This window comes from Psychrobacillus sp. PGGUH221 (assembly GCF_042055255.1).
Classification (GTDB): Bacteria; Bacillota; Bacilli; order Bacillales_A; family Planococcaceae; genus Psychrobacillus.
In genome coordinates this window covers 171,508-188,947 of the sequence record NZ_JAQMHQ010000010.1, presented here as the reverse complement: position 1 = coordinate 188,947, position 17,440 = coordinate 171,508, and the positions used below count along the sequence as shown (strand labels likewise).

General features: G+C 37.8%; 18 protein-coding genes. 1 reads left to right on the top strand and 17 read right to left on the bottom strand.

All coding sequences use genetic code 11. The features are described 5' to 3' along the window. Positions 1-83: 83 nt before the first annotated feature. From ispF to PGC35_RS17545, 15 genes are all read right to left on the bottom strand, one after another. A complete protein-coding gene (ispF, locus tag PGC35_RS17615) occupies positions 84-563 on the bottom strand; it encodes a 2-C-methyl-D-erythritol 2,4-cyclodiphosphate synthase (protein ID WP_375220073.1) in 480 nt (159 codons plus the stop codon). Position 564: 1 nt separating this feature from the next. Then, the gene (ispD, locus tag PGC35_RS17610; protein ID WP_375220072.1) at positions 565-1,254 is read right to left on the bottom strand and encodes a 2-C-methyl-D-erythritol 4-phosphate cytidylyltransferase; all 690 of its coding nucleotides are present in this window, start codon (positions 1,252-1,254) and stop codon (positions 565-567) included. Positions 1,255-1,331: 77 nt separating this feature from the next. After that, the gene (locus tag PGC35_RS17605) at positions 1,332-2,420 is read right to left on the bottom strand and encodes a PIN/TRAM domain-containing protein (protein WP_056831205.1); all 1,089 of its coding nucleotides are present in this window, start codon (positions 2,418-2,420) and stop codon (positions 1,332-1,334) included. 114 nt (positions 2,421-2,534) lie between these two features. Further along, positions 2,535-3,905 (bottom strand): DNA repair protein RadA, encoded by a 1,371-nt coding sequence (radA, locus tag PGC35_RS17600; protein WP_053591288.1) that lies wholly within the window; start codon positions 3,903-3,905, stop codon positions 2,535-2,537. A 144-nt stretch (positions 3,906-4,049) separates the two neighbouring features. Beyond that, positions 4,050-6,500: an ATP-dependent Clp protease ATP-binding subunit gene (locus PGC35_RS17595; protein ID WP_375220071.1), complete on the bottom strand. Its 2,451-nt coding sequence runs from the start codon at positions 6,498-6,500 to the stop codon at positions 4,050-4,052. Next, on the bottom strand, positions 6,497-7,591 hold the full coding sequence (mcsB, locus tag PGC35_RS17590) for a protein-arginine kinase McsB (protein ID WP_056831208.1): 1,095 nt from the start codon (positions 7,589-7,591) through the stop codon (positions 6,497-6,499). Before mcsB ends, PGC35_RS17595 begins: the two co-directional genes overlap by 4 nt. Beyond that, a complete protein-coding gene (locus PGC35_RS17585; RefSeq protein ID WP_053591285.1) occupies positions 7,581-8,126 on the bottom strand; it encodes a UvrB/UvrC motif-containing protein in 546 nt (181 codons plus the stop codon). Before PGC35_RS17585 ends, mcsB begins: the two co-directional genes overlap by 11 nt. Positions 8,127-8,146: 20 nt before the next feature. Then, positions 8,147-8,614 (bottom strand): CtsR family transcriptional regulator, encoded by a 468-nt coding sequence (locus tag PGC35_RS17580; RefSeq protein WP_375220070.1) that lies wholly within the window; start codon positions 8,612-8,614, stop codon positions 8,147-8,149. 171 nt (positions 8,615-8,785) lie between these two features. Further along, on the bottom strand, positions 8,786-9,235 hold the full coding sequence (locus tag PGC35_RS17575) for a GNAT family N-acetyltransferase (protein ID WP_375220069.1): 450 nt from the start codon (positions 9,233-9,235) through the stop codon (positions 8,786-8,788). 22 nt (positions 9,236-9,257) lie between these two features. Then, positions 9,258-10,262, bottom strand: a complete 1,005-nt coding sequence (gene rsgA, locus PGC35_RS17570; protein ID WP_375220097.1) for a ribosome small subunit-dependent GTPase A — start codon at positions 10,260-10,262, stop codon at positions 9,258-9,260. 372 nt (positions 10,263-10,634) lie between these two features. Beyond that, positions 10,635-11,588 (bottom strand): ABC transporter permease, encoded by a 954-nt coding sequence (locus PGC35_RS17565; RefSeq protein ID WP_375220068.1) that lies wholly within the window; start codon positions 11,586-11,588, stop codon positions 10,635-10,637. Next, the gene (locus PGC35_RS17560; protein ID WP_375220067.1) at positions 11,557-12,480 is read right to left on the bottom strand and encodes an ABC transporter ATP-binding protein; all 924 of its coding nucleotides are present in this window, start codon (positions 12,478-12,480) and stop codon (positions 11,557-11,559) included. Before PGC35_RS17560 ends, PGC35_RS17565 begins: the two co-directional genes overlap by 32 nt. Beyond that, on the bottom strand, positions 12,458-13,180 hold the full coding sequence (locus tag PGC35_RS17555) for an ABC transporter ATP-binding protein (RefSeq protein ID WP_056831219.1): 723 nt from the start codon (positions 13,178-13,180) through the stop codon (positions 12,458-12,460). Before PGC35_RS17555 ends, PGC35_RS17560 begins: the two co-directional genes overlap by 23 nt. Beyond that, a complete protein-coding gene (locus PGC35_RS17550; RefSeq protein ID WP_371256551.1) occupies positions 13,177-13,542 on the bottom strand; it encodes a GntR family transcriptional regulator in 366 nt (121 codons plus the stop codon). The genes PGC35_RS17555 and PGC35_RS17550 overlap by 4 nt, the downstream gene beginning before the upstream one ends. A 6-nt stretch (positions 13,543-13,548) precedes the next feature. Beyond that, positions 13,549-14,337, bottom strand: a complete 789-nt coding sequence (locus tag PGC35_RS17545; protein ID WP_375220066.1) for a hypothetical protein — start codon at positions 14,335-14,337, stop codon at positions 13,549-13,551. A gap of 118 nt (positions 14,338-14,455) precedes the next feature. On the opposite strand from PGC35_RS17545, the gene PGC35_RS17540 reads away from it, so the two are divergent. Continuing rightward, positions 14,456-15,136, top strand: a complete 681-nt coding sequence (locus PGC35_RS17540; RefSeq protein ID WP_375220065.1) for a class I SAM-dependent methyltransferase — start codon at positions 14,456-14,458, stop codon at positions 15,134-15,136. Between the two features lie 404 nt (positions 15,137-15,540). On the opposite strand, the gene PGC35_RS17535 is transcribed toward PGC35_RS17540, so the two are convergent. Both PGC35_RS17535 and PGC35_RS17530 read right to left on the bottom strand, forming a co-directional pair. Further along, complete coding sequence (locus tag PGC35_RS17535) at positions 15,541-16,503, bottom strand: ABC transporter ATP-binding protein (RefSeq protein WP_056831227.1); 963 nt, start codon at positions 16,501-16,503, stop codon at positions 15,541-15,543. A gap of 11 nt (positions 16,504-16,514) precedes the next feature. Continuing rightward, positions 16,515-17,438, bottom strand: a complete 924-nt coding sequence (locus PGC35_RS17530) for a C40 family peptidase (RefSeq protein WP_375220064.1) — start codon at positions 17,436-17,438, stop codon at positions 16,515-16,517. Between the last annotated feature and the right edge of the window lie 2 nt (positions 17,439-17,440).

Here is a 17,440-nt window from a genome sequence, read left to right as displayed (position 1 = left end):
TCCTTTACAGATGACCTTATCTTACTATCCATAAAGCGGGATAAACTTTATTTATTCTACCACTGCTAACGTCTTTTTAAAAGTTAGTCTTTCTTTATAAGCAATATTGTCGCCATTGAAGCAATTCCTTCTTCACGTCCTGTAAATCCAAGCTTTTCTGTTGTTGTTGCCTTCACATTTACTTGGGATACATCCGCTTGAAGCAACTCCGCCACACGCACACGAATTGCCTCAATATAGGGTGCCATTTTAGGCTTTTGTGCAATAATCGTACAATCGATATTACCTAATTTGTATCCGCGAGCATCTACTAATTTCCAAATATGCTCCAATAGCTTGGCTGAATCTGCATCTTTAAAATCAGGATCTGTATCCGGGAAATGTTTGCCGATATCCCCTTCACCAATTGCTCCAAGTGCTGCATCTGTAATCGTATGAAGCAATACATCTGCATCTGAATGTCCAATTAGTCCTCTTTCGTAAGGAATTGTAACTCCTCCAATTATTAAAGGGCGATTTTCCGCAAATTCATGTACGTCAAATCCTTGTCCAACTCGTAACATCTTATTGTTCCTCCTGCTCCATTTTATTTAAAATCACATCACCAAAAAGGAGATCTTCTTTCGTAGTCATTTTTACATTATCGTATGTACTCTCCACGATATGTACACTTTCTCCTAAACGTTCGACTAGCATCGCTTCATCTGTCCCTAAATAACCTTCTTCATTTGCCAAGCGCTCTGCTTTTTCTAATAGCTCAAACTGAAAAGCTTGTGGCGTTTGAATAATCCATAAACTTTCTCGATCTACTGTTTCTTGAATTATACCATTTTCCACTTTTTTCATCGTATCTTTGGCACGAACTGCCGCTACCGCTGCTCTCGATTGAGTAGCAGTTTCAACAAGCTGGTGAATAACCCCTCGTTTAATAAACGGCCTTGCTGCGTCATGTACAAGTACAATCCCTTGGCTTGGAGAAGCTTTTAAACAAGCATATACACTATGCTGACGTTCTGCTCCTCCTTCCGTAATAGCTGCTACTTTTGTAATCTCGTGTTTCAATAATAATTGTTCAATGTATGTCTGTTCCTCTTTTTTAACCGCTAGCACAATGTGTTGACACATGGGGTCATTCTCAAAAACGCGCAAAGTATGTATTAAAATTGGAACATCTCTCAACTTCAAAAAAAGCTTATTCTGCCCTGCTCCCATGCGCTTCCCACTGCCTGCAGCGGGTAATAATACCGTATACATCCCCTAATTCTCTCCTCTATGTAACAATAGAAAAAGGGTGTTATCCTATTGAAAATCTAGGAAACAACCCTCCCCTATTATTTCGAGTCTTGTGGTTTAGCAAAAATCATTCGACCTGCTGAAGTTTGAAGTACACTTGTCACTTCCACATTCAACGCTTGTCCAATATATGATTTCCCACCTTCTACAACAATCATCGTACCATCGTCTAGGTAAGCAACACCTTGGTTATGCTCCTTGCCATCCTTAATTACGACTACATGCATTATTTCCCCGGGAATAACGACTGGTTTAACCGCATTTGCCAGATCATTAATGTTAAGTACCCGCACCTGATGAAGATCGCAAACTTTGTTTAAGTTGAAGTCATTCGTTACAACAATGCCATTCATCTTCTTCGCTAAACGCATAAGCTTCATGTCTACTTCTTGAATGTCTTCGAAATCATCCTCTACAATCTTTACTGCAGAAGCACGTTCTGTTTGTAATGTTTTCAATACATCTAGCCCTCGACGTCCTCTAGTTCTTTTTAATGTATCTGAAGAGTCTGCTATATGCTGTAACTCAGTTAGCACAAATTGTGGAACTACCAATATACCTTCCATAAATCCTGTTTGTGAAATATCTGCAATGCGTCCATCAATTATAACGCTAGTATCAAGAAGTTTATATGTTCCAGTGATTAAACCTTGCTCTTCTTCCTCTTGAGTTTTCTTCTTAGTTCCTGATTGCTTGGAAGGAGTAAAAACTTGCAAAAGCTCATCCCGCTTTTTAAACCCTACTTGAAAACCTAAATAACCAAGTACAATAGATAAAAGCACCGGCACAACCGAGCCTATACCTGGTATAGCGATATTATTAATAGCTGTTCCAAGTAAAAATGCAACAATCAAACCAATGACGAGTCCCAATGTACCAAACAGTAAGTCACCTATAGGGGCTTTCAAAAGACGCTCTTCCATCCATCGTATGAAATTAATTAAATAGTCTGTTAAAAATAATGCTGCAACGTAAAGTATGATTGCACCGATAATAACAGATACATATGGATTATGAATCCAAGGGTTATTGGATAAATTTATAAGTTCATATAAGTGCGGTAAAAATATTAACCCTAATGTACCTCCTATTAAAATGAATGCAATTTGAATAATCCATTTTAACAAACATTCCACCTCCAGTTATCATTTATTATAACGTCAAATTTTGTTATACGTCTATTATGACTAACAGGAGCAACTAGTCACCCCTGTTAATTCATTAATAGAAACAAATATATTTTATTGAAAAGCTTCTTTCATGGCATCATTTACAGATTCAACGCCTACTACTTGAATGCCTTTCGGATAATCCCAGCCTCCTATATTAGAAGCAGGGATAATTGCTCTTTTAAACCCTAATTTTGCAGCTTCCTGCACACGTTGTTCGATTCTAGATACCCTTCTAACTTCACCTGTAAGTCCAACTTCTCCAATAAAACAGTCTGTTGGGGTAACCCCTGTATCTCTAAAACTCGATACTATACTTACTAGGACGGCTAAATCGATAGCAGGTTCATCTAATTTTACACCTCCGGCAACTTTTATATAAGCATCTTGCGTTTGTAACAGTAATCCCATACGTTTTTCGAGTACTGCCATAAGCAAAGAAACCCGATTTTGATCAATACCGGTAGCCATTCGTTTCGGATAATTAAAGCTCGATTGTGTGACAAGTGCTTGAATTTCCACTAAAATCGGTCTCGTCCCTTCCATCGATGCAACAATGGCGGAACCAGCTGCTCCATGGGAGCGTTCCTGTAAAAATAGTTCGGAAGGATTCAATACTTCTTTTAATCCTTGTTGTACCATCTCAAAAATAGCAATTTCGTTGGTCGATCCAAAACGGTTCTTTTGAGAACGTAAAATACGATACGTGTGATGGCGTTCTCCTTCAAAATATAAAACCGTATCTACCATATGTTCTAATAAACGAGGACCAGCAATTTGTCCTTCTTTTGTTACGTGCCCCACCAAAAAGATCGCTATATTCTTTGTCTTAGCAATCCGCATTAGTTCAGCCGTACATTCTCGAACTTGGGACACACTCCCAGGAGCACTCGTTACTTCCGGATGATGTACGGTTTGTATAGAGTCGACAATGACAAATCGTGGCTCTACACTTTCAATTGTTTCATTGATTAACTCTAAGTTTGTCTCAGAATATATATATAGTTCCGCAGATGTGACACCAAGTCGTTCCGCTCGGAGTTTTGTTTGTCTAATAGATTCCTCACCAGATATATACAATACTCGCTCTCCTTTATTGGCAAGCAACGCAGAGACTTGTAATAGTAAAGTAGATTTACCGATACCTGGATCACCACCGATTAATACGAGCGACCCCGGCACAATCCCACCTCCGAGTACGCGGTTCAGTTCCATAAGCTCTGTTTCTACTCGTGGTTCTTCTACTGTTTCTACCGAGATAATAGGTGTGGCTTTTTGAGCTACCCCTGTGGAATGCTGAAAGGAACGTTTAGGTCCTTTGGAAACGATTTCTAACTCTTCTACCATCGTGTTCCATTCGCCACAACCAGGGCATCTTCCCATCCACTTAGCTGACTCATATCCACATGAATTACACATAAATTTCGTTTTTCTTTTAGCCATTACTTCCTCCTATGTAAAAAAAAACATTAGCACCTGTCACTACACCAGAAGCATTTGCTTATTAGCTTAAGGGGTACTGCGCTGCCGCTATATTGAAAAAAAGGCATCCCTTACGTAAAGTATGGAATGCCCATAAAATTTTTATTAACCTTCAGTAACTGCTTTTACTTTTGTGCGAACGACAAATTCATCGTTCTCTACGTCAAACACAACATGTTGACCATTGAGCACTTCGCCTTTTAGTAATTCTTCAGAAAGTCGATCTTCTACATGTTTTTGTAACGCTCTACGCAATGGGCGAGCTCCATAAGTTGGATCATATCCTTCTGTTGTAATTTTGTCTTGAGCTGCTTCCGTTAATTCAAGCTCAATACCTTGTTCTTTCAATCGTTTCGCAAGCTGTTCTGTCATCAATGTCACGATTTGTTTTAAATGTTCTCTTTCTAGAGAGTGGAATACAATCATTTCATCTAGACGATTTAAGAATTCAGGACGGAATGCTTTTTTCAATTCTTCTAGCATTTTACCTTTCATATCTTTATAGTCTGTTTTTCCACCTTCATTTAAGTTAAACCCAACATGCTTATTAAATTTAAGAGCATCTGCACCAACGTTTGAAGTCATAATAACAACGGTATTACGGAAATCTACAGTACGACCTTTAGAATCTGTTAAGCGTCCATCTTCTAATACTTGAAGAAGAATATTAAATACATCTGGATGCGCTTTTTCAATTTCGTCTAATAAAATAACAGAGTAAGGTTTACGACGAACTTTTTCTGTTAACTGGCCCCCATCGTCAAATCCAACGTATCCTGGAGGTGAACCAACAAGACGAGAAGTTGAGTGTTTTTCCATGTACTCAGACATGTCTACACGAATCATCGCATCTTCGTCACCAAACATTACTTCAGCTAAAGCGCGAGCAAGTTCTGTTTTCCCAACACCAGTTGGCCCAAGGAAAATAAATGAACCAATTGGACGTTTTGGGTCTTTTAAACCTGCGCGTGCCCGACGAATTGCACGAGAAATTGCATCTACCGCTTCTGATTGTCCAATTACTCTTTCATGAAGCTTTTCTTCTAGTTTTAATAACTTTTCAGATTCAGTTTGTGCCAGTTTTGATACTGGAACTCCAGTCCACATAGAAACAACTGCTGCGATATCTTCTACTGTTACCTCAGATTCTTCTTTGCCTTGTTTTTCTTTCCAAGTGTCTTTCATTTTTTCTAATTCATCTTTTAGTTTTTGCTCTTTATCACGGAAAGAAGCAGCTTTTTCAAATTCTTGACTTTGAACTGCAGCATTTTTCTCCGAACGAACCGCTTCTAGTTTCGCTTCTAATTCTTTTAAATTAGGTGGTGTTGTATAAGAGCGAAGTCTTACTTTTGAGCCAGCTTCATCGATTAAATCGATTGCTTTGTCTGGTAAGAAACGATCAGAAATATAACGATCAGACATTTTCACAGCAGCCTCAACAGCTTCATCTGTAATTTTCACACGGTGATGCGCTTCATAACGATCACGCAAACCATAAATAATTTGAATTGCTTCATCAACAGATGGTTCATCCACTTGAATTGGTTGGAAACGACGCTCAAGAGCAGCATCTTTTTCAATGTATTTACGGTATTCATCTAAAGTAGTCGCACCAATACATTGAATTTCTCCACGTGCTAATGCCGGTTTAAGAATATTTGATGCATCAATTGCACCTTCTGCTCCGCCCGCTCCAATTAAAGTGTGAAGCTCATCTATGAATAGAATTACATTTCCGGCTTGGCGAATTTCATCCATCACTTTTTTCAAGCGATCTTCAAATTCACCACGATATTTTGTACCAGCAACGACTGTACCCATATCAAGTGTCATGACACGTTTATCACGTAAAATTTCTGGCACTTCATTTTGTACTATTTGCTGTGCAAGACCTTCAGCAATCGCTGTTTTACCTACCCCCGGCTCACCAATCAGCACAGGATTGTTTTTTGTACGACGTGCCAATATCTCAATCACGCGGGTTATTTCTTTACTACGTCCAATAACAGGATCAAGTGTACCTTCTCTTGCTATTTGTGTTAAATCGCGCGCTAATCCGTCCAATGTTGGAGTACTCGCAGGCGCCGCACTATTGCTACCGTTGCCATGTGATTGGTCTGAGCTTCCTAATAATTGGAGTACTTGTTGACGAGCTTTGTTCAAGCTTACTCCTGCATTATTTAATACTCTCGCAGCAACGCCTTCACCTTCACGAATTAGTGCAAGTAATAGATGCTCCGTTCCAATATAGGAATGACCTAATTTGCGAGACTCATCCACAGAAAGTTCAATCACTTTTTTCGCACGAGGAGTGTAATGAACGATTGGGCCAACTTCTTCTGTCCCTTTCCCTACTAACTCTTCAATTCCAGCTTCAATAACCTTCGGATCTACTTCGATTGCTTCAAGCGCTTTTGCTGCAATTCCGCTTCCTTCTCGGATAAGACCAAGTAATATATGTTCTGTACCAATAGATTCATGCTTTAAACGAATAGCTTCTTCTTGTGCTAGTTGTAGTACTTTTTGAGATCTTTGTGTAAATCGATTAAACATCATGCAAGTTCCTCTCCTTTTGTATTCAGTTTTTCTCCCATTTGCAACCGTTCCCTTAATAACTTCGCTCGAAACATATCTCGTTCCGAAGCATTTAATGTTGTTTCAGCATACTTTTGAAGAAAACCAGGTTGCATAAACACCATACATTCATTCAAAATAGTTACATCTACGTCTTGAATAAGTCCCATATCTATTCCTAAACGTACATCTGATAAGCATTTTGCCGCTTCTTCTGTCGAAATAATTCGAGCAAAAGAAAGCGTTCCTAGTGAACGGTATAGCCGATCTTCTAGTGTATTTGCAGAATGATTTAATAGTGAATTTCTTGCTTCTCTTTCTTTTTGAATAATTTGTTCGGTAATACTTTGAAGATCGGCAAGTATATCCTCTTCTGTTTTACCTAGGGTCGTCTGATTGGACACTTGATAAACATTGCCGAGCGCTTCGCTACCCTCACCGTATATACCTCTTACAACCATTCCTAGTCTTGAAATAATTGTAATGATTCGGTTCATTTGTTTTGTCATTGTCAAAGCGGGCAAATGCATCATAACAGATGCTCGTAAGCCTGTTCCCGTATTTGTTGGACAACTTGTTAAATAGCCAAATTGTTCATCAAACGCATATGGTAACTCTTTTTCTAATAATCGATCAATCTTATCAGCTTGATCGTATGCTTCTTGTATTTGTAGTCCTGGAAACAAGCACTGAATTCGGATATGATCTTCTTCATTGACCATTACACTGACAGACTCATCATCTGATAGTAATACAGACCCTGTTTTTGGTGAATTGGCTAGTTTCGGACTAATTAAATGCTTTTCTACTAAAACTTGACGGCTTAACTCAGATAAATCTTTTATTTGTATAGAAGTAAAATTTGCATGCAACTCTTCATTTGCATCTAATAAAGTAGCCGAAACGGATTGGTCAATTTTATGCGCTTCGTCTTCGGTAAATGCAAGCGGAAAGCGAAAGCCATTTAAGTTTCTAGCTAAGCGTATTCTAGTACTCATGACTATATCTGAATGCTCTCCATTCCCCGCCATCCAGCTTGATGGAGAATTGTCTAAAAAGCGTTCAATCGACATGTGTTTCGTCACCTCCCGTGGCAAGCTTACTTTCGAGTTCTCTTACCTCGTCTCTTAACTTAGCAGCTTCCTCGAAACGTTCTGTTTCAATAGCATCTTTCATTTGCAAACGAATAGCTTCAATTTTCTTCTTTATCTCTAGTATCTCTCCAAGAGCTCCTGGCGCCTTACCAACATGCGTAGTATTACCGTTATGCAATCGTTTAAATACATTGGGCAGTTGTTTTCTAAAGCTATCGTAGCAAGAAGCACAACCAAACTTCCCTTCATCTAGAAAACGTTGGATGGACCAACCGCATTCATCACAAACTAATTGTGGTTTACTTTGTTTCTGGTGTACCGGCTGCTGATCTGCATGACTGAACCAGTTGGACAGCAGCTGATGTAGGGAGAGTGGATCCTGTTTATACTCTACGTAAAACGGGTGGAGACTATTAGCGCAGACCTCACAATAATGTCTCTCAAAGTGTTCACCGTTATGCACTTGTGTAACCGTTACTTTCGCTGGTCTTTGTTTACAATTTTCACAAATCACTTTTCAACACCCCGTTTAATTCACTTTTTTTCATATTTTATCGTTAATAGCATGGCTCTTAAAATACGAGATCTCAATTCATCTCTTGCAGGAAGCGGAATCGAAAGAGTCGTACGATCCATCGCCGCTAAAATAAGCTTTGCTTCTCGTTTTGTAATGACTTCTTCATCGATTAATCGAAATACAATATCTTCCGTCATCGACTCAGAAGCACCATTTTGTAAGCTTTTTATTATATGCTCAATCAAATCAGCCTTGTTATGCGCACGTACGCGGAGAATTCGAATATATCCCCCACCACCACGCTTACTTTCTACTAAATAACCGCGATCTTGGGTAAATCGAGTATTAATCACATAGTTTATTTGTGATGGAACACATTGAAACTTTTCAGCAATTTCGCTTCTTTTTATTTCAATTTGCCCCTTACTCTCTTCTTCTATAATTGACTTCAAATAACCTTCAATAATGTCAGATATATTTTTCATCTTCTCACCTCTTCTCGCAAACTGACTTTGACTAACTTTGACTATATTATAACGAGAAATTTTTAGATGTGCAATTGATACGATTCGTATCAAAAACAACAAAAAAACTACTAACCGGATTGGTTAGTAGTTAGGTTGTATCAAAGCCACGACTTATATTCCATAAATATTTCACTTGTAAATTAACTGTGTAATAAAGAAGTTCGGTTCTATTTCAATATCATTTATTATATTGAATCCGAAACGTTCGTATAGCTGAATAGCAGGGGTATTTTTTGCTCCAGTTGAAACTTCAACTCGCTGATTTTCTTTTTTGATTTCTAACACATGCTTTAATAATGCGGATGCAATTCCTTTACGAAAAAAGTTCGGATGTACAACGAGTCTGCAAATATCTATAAGTTCGTCAGTGTTCATAAATGATATAAAGCCGATCAACTGCATCTCTTCATAATATCCGATAAAAATTTCCTTTGACATAATTATGTCATGAATAGAATCCTGAAGCTGAGGAATTCCATCAAATTCTATCAGCTCTGCCTCAATTTTATAAGCAAGTAGTTGAATTTCTAAAATCTCCTCAGCAACTTTTTCCTCTTGGTGAAAAAGGATCTGTATCACATTAAAACTCCTTTAAAAGCAATCATATTTTCTTATGATTACTTCTTTGTATTTTCGTTACTTGCTTCCATTTATCTCGTTCTACTTTTCGAGCTACGATATCATTTTTTCTTTCGATATGTGCAAGCTCTCTTAATAGCTTTACATAGCTTTTATATCGCTCTTCTTTTAGGGAGCCTGTCGAAATTGCTTCTCGTATTGCACATCCTGGCTCTTTTTGATGTTTACAATCACGAAAGCGGCATTCATCTGCTAATTCTTCAATATCTTTAAAACTTGCACTTACACCTTCACTACTTTCCCATAGCTGGAATTCTCTCATCCCAGGTGTGTCTATTAGAAGGCCACCACTTGGAAGCAATGACAATTCACGGTGTGTCGTTGTATGGCGACCTTTACTATCATCTTCCCTAATGTCGCTAACTGCCATTACTTCTTCTCCAGATAAAGCATTTATTAAAGAAGATTTACCCACACCAGAGGATCCTAATAGTGCTCCTGTTTTACCAGCTGAAAGCAGTAAGGAAAGTTCGTCTATTCCTTCACCATTGACGCTACTCACGGCAAAAATATCTACTCCAAAAGCTACAGATTCCACTTCATTTATATAATAGGCCAGATCATCACAAGTATCCTTCTTTGTAAGTACTACAACCGGTGTAGCACCTGAATCCCACGCTGCCAATAGATAACGCTCTAATCTCCGGACATTGAAATCGTGATTGAGCGACATTACAAGAAATACATAATCCACATTAACCGCGATTAATTGAATATCCGTTGTCATGCCCGCCATTTTTCTGGAAAACTGCGAAATACGTGGAAGCACTTCTTGAATGATTCCTTTTTCTTCGCCAGGCATTTGCTCAAGTACGACCCAATCACCAACTGCTGGAAATGCCTCTCGATCATGATCAAATTTAAATTTTCCAGATAGAGAACATAGCCATTCCCCTTCATTTGTAACTACACGATATAAATTTTTGTGTTCTAGTAACACACGGCCCGCAATTCCTTGAGCCGTCATTTTTTCTTCCCATTTATTAGTCCAACCATAGTTTTCGATTAAATTCAAATTTGCTTCCTCCTAATTTTAATAGCGCAAGTCGCTCGTCAATCGGCGACTAGAGCTAGACAATAAAAAAACCATGACTGCACGAATCAGCAATCATGGTTTCCCGGTCATTAGTAAAGAAGCGCATCAAAAAGTTTACGAAAAACATTTGCAGTGTTGAATGCAAATGAAAAGCATATTCGTTTTACAATTAGAAACACATAGAGTGGGACATCATGAGCTTACCGATTCGTTGATTTGTATATACACTTGCCATAATGCCTCACTCCTTTCCTTAAGTTATTTTCAGAATACAATAAGAATTACTAATATGTCAATAACATTTTATGCAGTTACATCGCGTTTCGTGAATGACCAGTAACTGACAAATAGAAAAACTAGCACATATATCAAAATTACGGTGATTGAAAATGACATAGTTAATCCTTCTATCATCGGTTGAGCATTACCTATATATTGGGTTAAATCAGTATTTGCAAACAATATATATTTTGGAAACTCAAATCTCATCGACAACATATAAGTTATATTTACACCCATGAACATAAGGAAAATCGATATCCCAATTGCAAGAGAACTTGAACGGAATACGGAACCGATCATAAATGCAAGCGCTCCAATTACAAACACATTTATAAGCGACAGTCCAATTAGCGAGAAAAGTCTACCCCAGAAAGAAACCTCCACTATTTGACCATTTAGTACTTCTAAACTTGTTCCAGGAGCAGAATCAAAGAAAATATACGCTCCAATTACTCCAAAAATCAGCATAACACCAGACAAAACAATTGCAAATATCCCAACAGTCAAAAGTTTGGAAGTGAGTATTTTCCACCTTTTCACCGGTCTCGTTAATAGCATTTTGATCGTCCCTTGAGAAAACTCCGATGCTACTATTCCAGCAGCAACAATTACCGTAAATAAAGTAATGAACGAAAGATAATCAGGTACTGAATTAATAAATCCGGTTACACTATTTGCACTAATTGGTGCAACATCATGCTCCAATCGATGTTTCTCAATTGCCAATTGGTCTCCTATTCTTTCTTTTTCATCACTAGGCAAATTTGGCACAGCCATTTGCTCTTCCAAAGACTTAATCTGAGTTTGTGAAACTTGCTTCCAATTATCCGTAGACCCCATCTGACTATCCATCCACTTTGCCATGCCTGCAGACCCTATCATTAATACCGCTATGAGCACTACCATTACCCAAGTAGCTTTTTTACTCCAAAGCTTTAGCCACTCATTTTTTATGAGATTCAGCAATTTGCCCACCTCCTGTCATTTCTAAAAATTGATCTTCTAATGTTTTTCTATGTGGATGCAAGTCATAAATTTGCAAACCGTTTGATACCATTTCTACAACTAAAGAAGGTACTTCGCTCGTTTCTATTGGAAGTAGATAGCCATTTTCATAAGCATCAGCCTTTAGGTTTTTAGAAGCAAAGAATGCTAGTACTTGCTCCTTTGGAGTAGCTTCCACATAATAATGCGATTCTTGTTCTCCTCTTACTTCTTTAATTGAAATCAGTTTTCCATTTTGAATGACAGCGATTCTATCACACATTAATTCTATTTCAGCTAATAAGTGACTAGATACAAAAATTGAAACGCCGTCTTCTACTGCTATTTTTCGTAAATACATCCGAAATTCACGAATTCCAGCTGGATCTAACCCATTTGTAGGCTCATCTAATATCAAGAATTTTGGTCGATGCAAAAGTGCCTGGGCAAGACCTAGACGCTGACGCATACCAAGTGAATAAGTGGATACTTTCTCATGAATTCTATTTTGAAGACCTACTTGAGCAATTACTTCGTCTATTCGATCTTTTGTTACATTTTTGTTCATTCGCGCAAAATGTACTAAATTTTTATAACCACTCATAAACTTATACATTTCCGGATTTTCAACTATTACACCGACTTTGCTCATCGACTCTTCAAAATTTGTTGAAATTGCTTGCCCATCGATATAAACCTCTCCAGATGTAGGCTTCATGAGTCCTGTCATCATTCGAATGGTCGTTGTTTTACCAGCTCCATTTGGACCTAAAAATCCGGTAATTTGACCTTGCAACAAATCTAAACTAAGATCATCAATAATTTTCTTTTTCCCAATTACTTTCGTTACATTTTGAAGTTTAACTATTGGCTTTGTTTCCATCGATCTCACCTTCCCTGAATAAACGTGTCATCCACGTCGTAATATCTATTCTTTGTATCTCACGAATAGCTTCCACTGACTCGTTAGCAATAATAGTCCCATTACGTAATACGACGATATCATCTAAAATAGGCTCCACATCTTTTAACTCGTGCGTAGATAAAATGATTGTTTGTGATTCCGTATCTACAAACTGTATGAATCCTTTAATGATCGATTGTCTCACCATAGGATCTAAGCCAGATAAAGGTTCATCTAACAGATAGTAGTCCACTTCTCTCCCAAGAGTTGCAGCGATTTTCGCACGACCTCTGTTCCCTTTTGAAAGTTTTTTCAGTGATGCATTCAAATCAACCTCTAAAAATTGTGCCACTATACATGCTTTATCGTAGTTAAAATCAGTAAACTGCGAATCATAGTACCGAAATAATTGTTTAACTGTAAAATATGGATAAATCTCATCCGCATCAGGCAGATAAGCTACATAATTTGCAGTTTTATGTGAAACATTTACCCCATCAAGTGTTATCTTTCCATGTTGTGGCACCGCAACCCCTGACATCATTTTTAATAATGTAGACTTTCCGCTACCGTTCTCTCCTACCAAACCTATTATGCGACCTTTTGGAAAAGTTACAGTAACATTCTTAACCGCTTCTTTTTTCCCATATTTTCTTGTAACTTCATTTAACTGAATCATTCATTTTCACCCTTGCTCCTTTTCGATAGCTGAACAATCACTTCTTGCTCAGTAAACCCAAAAGACTCCATTTGATGTATAAAGTTAGTTACTAAACTCTTCATCATTTCTTCTCTAAGTACTTCTAATCGCTTTATATCTTCTGTCACAAATGTCCCCTGCCCTCGCTTAGTTTCTGTAAGGTGCATCAGTTCCAATTCTTTATACACCCTTTGCATCGTGTTTGCATTGACGCCAAATTCTAGTGCATATTCCCGAACAGAAGGTAAACGATCCCCCGGCTTTACGTTTCCCTTCAATAAATCTCCAAAAATTCTTTCCATAATTTGTTGATATATTGGTTTATCAGGTAAAAAGTCCATTATCATTTATCCTCTCACTTTCTTATCAAAAGCATATACGGAGACAATAAATAAACATGTAAAAAAGAGGATCTCAAATACTATTTCACCCATAAAAATGTTATTGCTAACTTGGTAAGTCATATAGAAATCATTAGAAGACACTTCACCTAGACTCATTTCAGGAAGATTTACTTCTCCGTAGCCAGTTAACGTTTTGAAGATATTGGACTCCACAAATTTAGAGTAATTATGAAAACAAAAAAAGTATAAAATGACAGCTATAACATTTGAAAAGGCAACATTGATTGGTCGTATCAAACGTGCAACAACCCACATAGCAAAAATACTGATGGTGAATGTAATCGTTGAAAATAAAACTGCGATGATTAGTCCGATTTCCAATTTCATCACAGTAGAAATTGGTATTACGTTAAATTCCAAAAACAACAAACTAGCTATTGTAGTCACTACACCACTGCAAGCTAGCGACAATAGAGTAAACAGAGACATAGAAAATAATTTTGCTCCAACTAATTTAAACGAAGAGGCTGCAGTATGAAACCAAATATCTGGTCTTTTCATGTCTCGCTCTAAACTTGAAAAAAATAAAAACAACATTCCCATAACATGCAAAAAACCCAAGATGGCTGAAATTATGAGAACATGTATACCAAAATTTTGTTCTACATTAAATACTCTTTGAATTAATAATGGTCCTACTAATATTCCAAGTGTATTTACAATGATTGCTAAGTAAACAAATGTTTTATAAATGTTCCACTCTTTCCAAAGCAATCCTTTCCATTGACTCATTATTTTCCCCCTCAGTCTTAGTGTACTAGTTACATAATACACTAGTAGTAAATAAATTGTCAAACAGTTATGGCATCTTTTTTAAATTATGGTAAAGTTCGAATTAGGAGGGATGAAAATGGAATTTGATGAGACACTTTCCAAGCAATATGATAGTGGAATTAGAAGGGCACTACCTACCTATGATCCGATGCTTCGATTGATTCAAACATTTTTAAGAGCAAATACCGCGGAAGATGCAAACATATTAGTGGTAGGAGCAGGTGGTGGCAATGAAGTGACTAGCTTCAGCTCGAATAATCCAAGGTGGACGTTTATAGGGGTGGACCCATCTGAGACGATGCTGTCAGTCGCAAGAGAAAAATGCAAAGAAGCTGGAGTAAACGATCGAGTAAAATTATTACAAGGTACTGTGGAAGACGTGGAAGGCATAACTAATTTTGATGCTGCAACATGTATTTTAGTCTTACATTTCATTCATGCATATGAAGAAAAATTAAAAACACTCCATGAGACATACGCTAGATTAAAAAATGGAGCTCCGTTCGTTTTAATCAGTAAATATGGAGAGCCTACTAGTGAAGAGTTCAAGGAACGTTTGAAGCTATGGAAAAGTTACTGGCTTGATACAACCAAATTATCCTTTGAAGAAGTCGAAGCAATGGAACAGGACATTCTTTCTCTTTCTTACTTGCCTGAAGAAACAATTGTAGGATTACTGCAAGAGGCTGGCTTTGTACGTATAACAAAGTTTTTTTCAACAACGTTATTCGGCGGATGGACTTGTTTTAAGGAATAAAAAAAGAAGCATCTGCATTTGCAGACGCTTTTTTTAATTATGCTTTGTTAAATGTACTGTTGTTATCTTAAAGCACAGATCATGCCATACCTATATGTATTCCGTGCCGGCCGCATGTATCTAATAGTTAAAAGTACAAAGTTTCAAAAATGTGATTCTATACTCCATGCTGTGATGAAATGGATACCAAACTATATTCGCAAGTGTCACCAGGATGTGCGCCTTACACGCCGCATGAGCGCGAAGAATGAGACTCCGCATACGGATGCGGGAGTGAGTGAAACGAACGACTCATCCTGCGGTGGCTCATGCGTAGCGTGCGGCAAGCGCACGTCCGTGTGGTTGGCTTTACACTAGATGAACAGATTTCTTTTAAAAAACAACTATGAAAGTTAACAAAGTCTTTAATTATATAAATGACATGCCACGAAATGGCCTGGTTCTTGTTCCTTCCAGGCTGGCTTTTCTTCTGCACAAATAGACATAGCATGGGCACAACGAGTTCGGAATACACATCCAGATGGTGGATTTATAGGACTAGGAAGCTCCCCTTTTAATAGAATTCGTTGTCTTGATTCTTCAATATCTGGATCTGGAATTGGGATTGCAGATAATAATGCCTGAGTATATGGATGTAGTGGATTATCGTATAACTGATTACTTGTTGTTAGTTCAACCATATGACCTAAATACATAACCCCAATACGATCAGAAATGTATTTTACCATTGATAAGTCGTGAGCTATAAATAAATACGTTAGTCCCTTTTCTTTTTGCAACCGTTGAAGCAGCTTCACTACTTGGGCTTGTACGGAAACATCAAGCGCAGAAATCGGCTCATCTGCAATAATGAATTCAGGATCTAGCGCCAGAGCACGAGCTATTCCAATTCGCTGTCTTTGACCACCAGAAAATTCATGTGGATAGCGGTTTGCATGATCTCTATTCAGACCTACGTCTTCCAATAGCTCATACACTCTATTTTTTAACTCTTCTCTTGTTTTATACAAATTATGTATTTCCATAGGTTCTGCAATAATTTCTAATACCGTTGACCGTGGATTCAACGATGCATATGGATCTTGGAAAATCATCTGCATTTTTTTCAAAAAGTCTTTACGTTCCCTGTCAATCATCGTATGCACATTCTTTTCTTCAAACAAAACGTTTCCTTCCGTTTTGTTATATAACCCTAAAATTGTTCGTCCTGCAGTAGATTTTCCACAACCAGACTCCCCAACAAGACCAAAAGTTTCACCCTTCACAATATCAAAACTAATTCCATCTACAGCTTTTAAAGTTTGGCCGTGCCCTATCTCAAAATGACGCTTTAAATCCTGTACGGACAAAAGAACTTTTTCTGCCATCTAAATCCCCCCTATACGGCAAATCTTCTTACTGCACAAATTTCCTTCTCAAGCTTAGAACCTTTTAACACTAAAATTTCAACTGTTTGTCCGGTGGATGGAGAATGAAGTAATTGTCCATTTCCATAATAAAATCCAACATGACGCACAGATCCTTTCCCTTCATCATTTGCGAAAAAGATTAAATCACCCTTTTTCCATGAAGAGTTATCATGAAGAGGAACTTCTTCCCCACTAACTGCTTGGTCACTCGCATCTCTCGGAATTAAATAACCACAAGCCTTCAACATATTGTATGAGAATCCTGAACAGTCATAACCATAAGGAGACATACCTCCCCATAAGTAAGGAACGTCTAAGTAAAGCTCGCCTAAATCCACCGCATCTTCTGCGGATTGTCGAGGAAATTGCTCCATCGTTTCAGCAAATTCTGCATGCTTTTTTTGAATCAATGCTTTACCATGAGGGGTTTGAACTTGAAAATAGGTTGCATCCTCTGAAATAACTGGAATTATCGCATTAAATGGTAGTACAAGCAGCGGTTGCTCATTCATGTCCAGTAACGGAGCTTTCATGGAGCACACACGAGCAACACCTTTTACATCAACTCGCTCTTGTTTTGCTAGTTGTGATAAAGGTATCCAACCAGGATATCCACGAGAATCCTTTTTAGAAGACTGCCATATAGCTATAATTTTAGCCCAATCTCCTTCGACTTTTTCTATAAGTACAGGCTCACCATATAAAAGTTGCGTTTGTACTCTGTTTTCATTACAAAGTGCAAGTCTTTCTTTATAAGGTAATGCTTCAAGCCATTCAACTAATAAAACAGGATTTGCAATTGCTGGTGCATCTAAATCTCTGACAGAAGCCGGTTCTGTCCAAACAGTAGCTACCTTCACAGAACAAACCCATCCATTTGCTTCTGTTGTCATTC

Excerpts from the sequence above, each read along its gene's own strand:
- ispF (WP_375220073.1), bottom strand. The coding sequence starts at position 563 with ATGTTACGAGTTGGACAAGGATTTGACGTACATGAATTTGCGGAAAAT.
- ispD (WP_375220072.1), bottom strand. The coding sequence starts at position 1,254 with ATGTATACGGTATTATTACCCGCTGCAGGCAGTGGGAAGCGCATGGGA.
- radA (WP_053591288.1), bottom strand. The coding sequence starts at position 3,905 with ATGGCTAAAAGAAAAACGAAATTTATGTGTAATTCATGTGGATATGAG.
- PGC35_RS17595 (WP_375220071.1), bottom strand. The coding sequence starts at position 6,500 with ATGATGTTTAATCGATTTACACAAAGATCTCAAAAAGTACTACAACTA.
- mcsB (WP_056831208.1), bottom strand. The coding sequence starts at position 7,591 with ATGTCGATTGAACGCTTTTTAGACAATTCTCCATCAAGCTGGATGGCG.
- PGC35_RS17580 (WP_375220070.1), bottom strand. The coding sequence starts at position 8,614 with ATGAAAAATATATCTGACATTATTGAAGGTTATTTGAAGTCAATTATA.
- rsgA (WP_375220097.1), bottom strand. The coding sequence starts at position 10,262 with ATGACGGCTCAAGGAATTGCGGGCCGTGTGTTACTAGAACACAAAAAT.
- PGC35_RS17560 (WP_375220067.1), bottom strand. The coding sequence starts at position 12,480 with ATGGAAACAAAGCCAATAGTTAAACTTCAAAATGTAACGAAAGTAATT.
- PGC35_RS17555 (WP_056831219.1), bottom strand. The coding sequence starts at position 13,180 with ATGATTCAGTTAAATGAAGTTACAAGAAAATATGGGAAAAAAGAAGCG.
- PGC35_RS17550 (WP_371256551.1), bottom strand. The coding sequence starts at position 13,542 with ATGGACTTTTTACCTGATAAACCAATATATCAACAAATTATGGAAAGA.
- PGC35_RS17545 (WP_375220066.1), bottom strand. The coding sequence starts at position 14,337 with ATGAGTCAATGGAAAGGATTGCTTTGGAAAGAGTGGAACATTTATAAA.
- PGC35_RS17540 (WP_375220065.1), top strand. The coding sequence starts at position 14,456 with ATGGAATTTGATGAGACACTTTCCAAGCAATATGATAGTGGAATTAGA.
- PGC35_RS17535 (WP_056831227.1), bottom strand. The coding sequence starts at position 16,503 with ATGGCAGAAAAAGTTCTTTTGTCCGTACAGGATTTAAAGCGTCATTTT.
- PGC35_RS17530 (WP_375220064.1), bottom strand. The coding sequence starts at position 17,438 with ATGACAACAGAAGCAAATGGATGGGTTTGTTCTGTGAAGGTAGCTACT.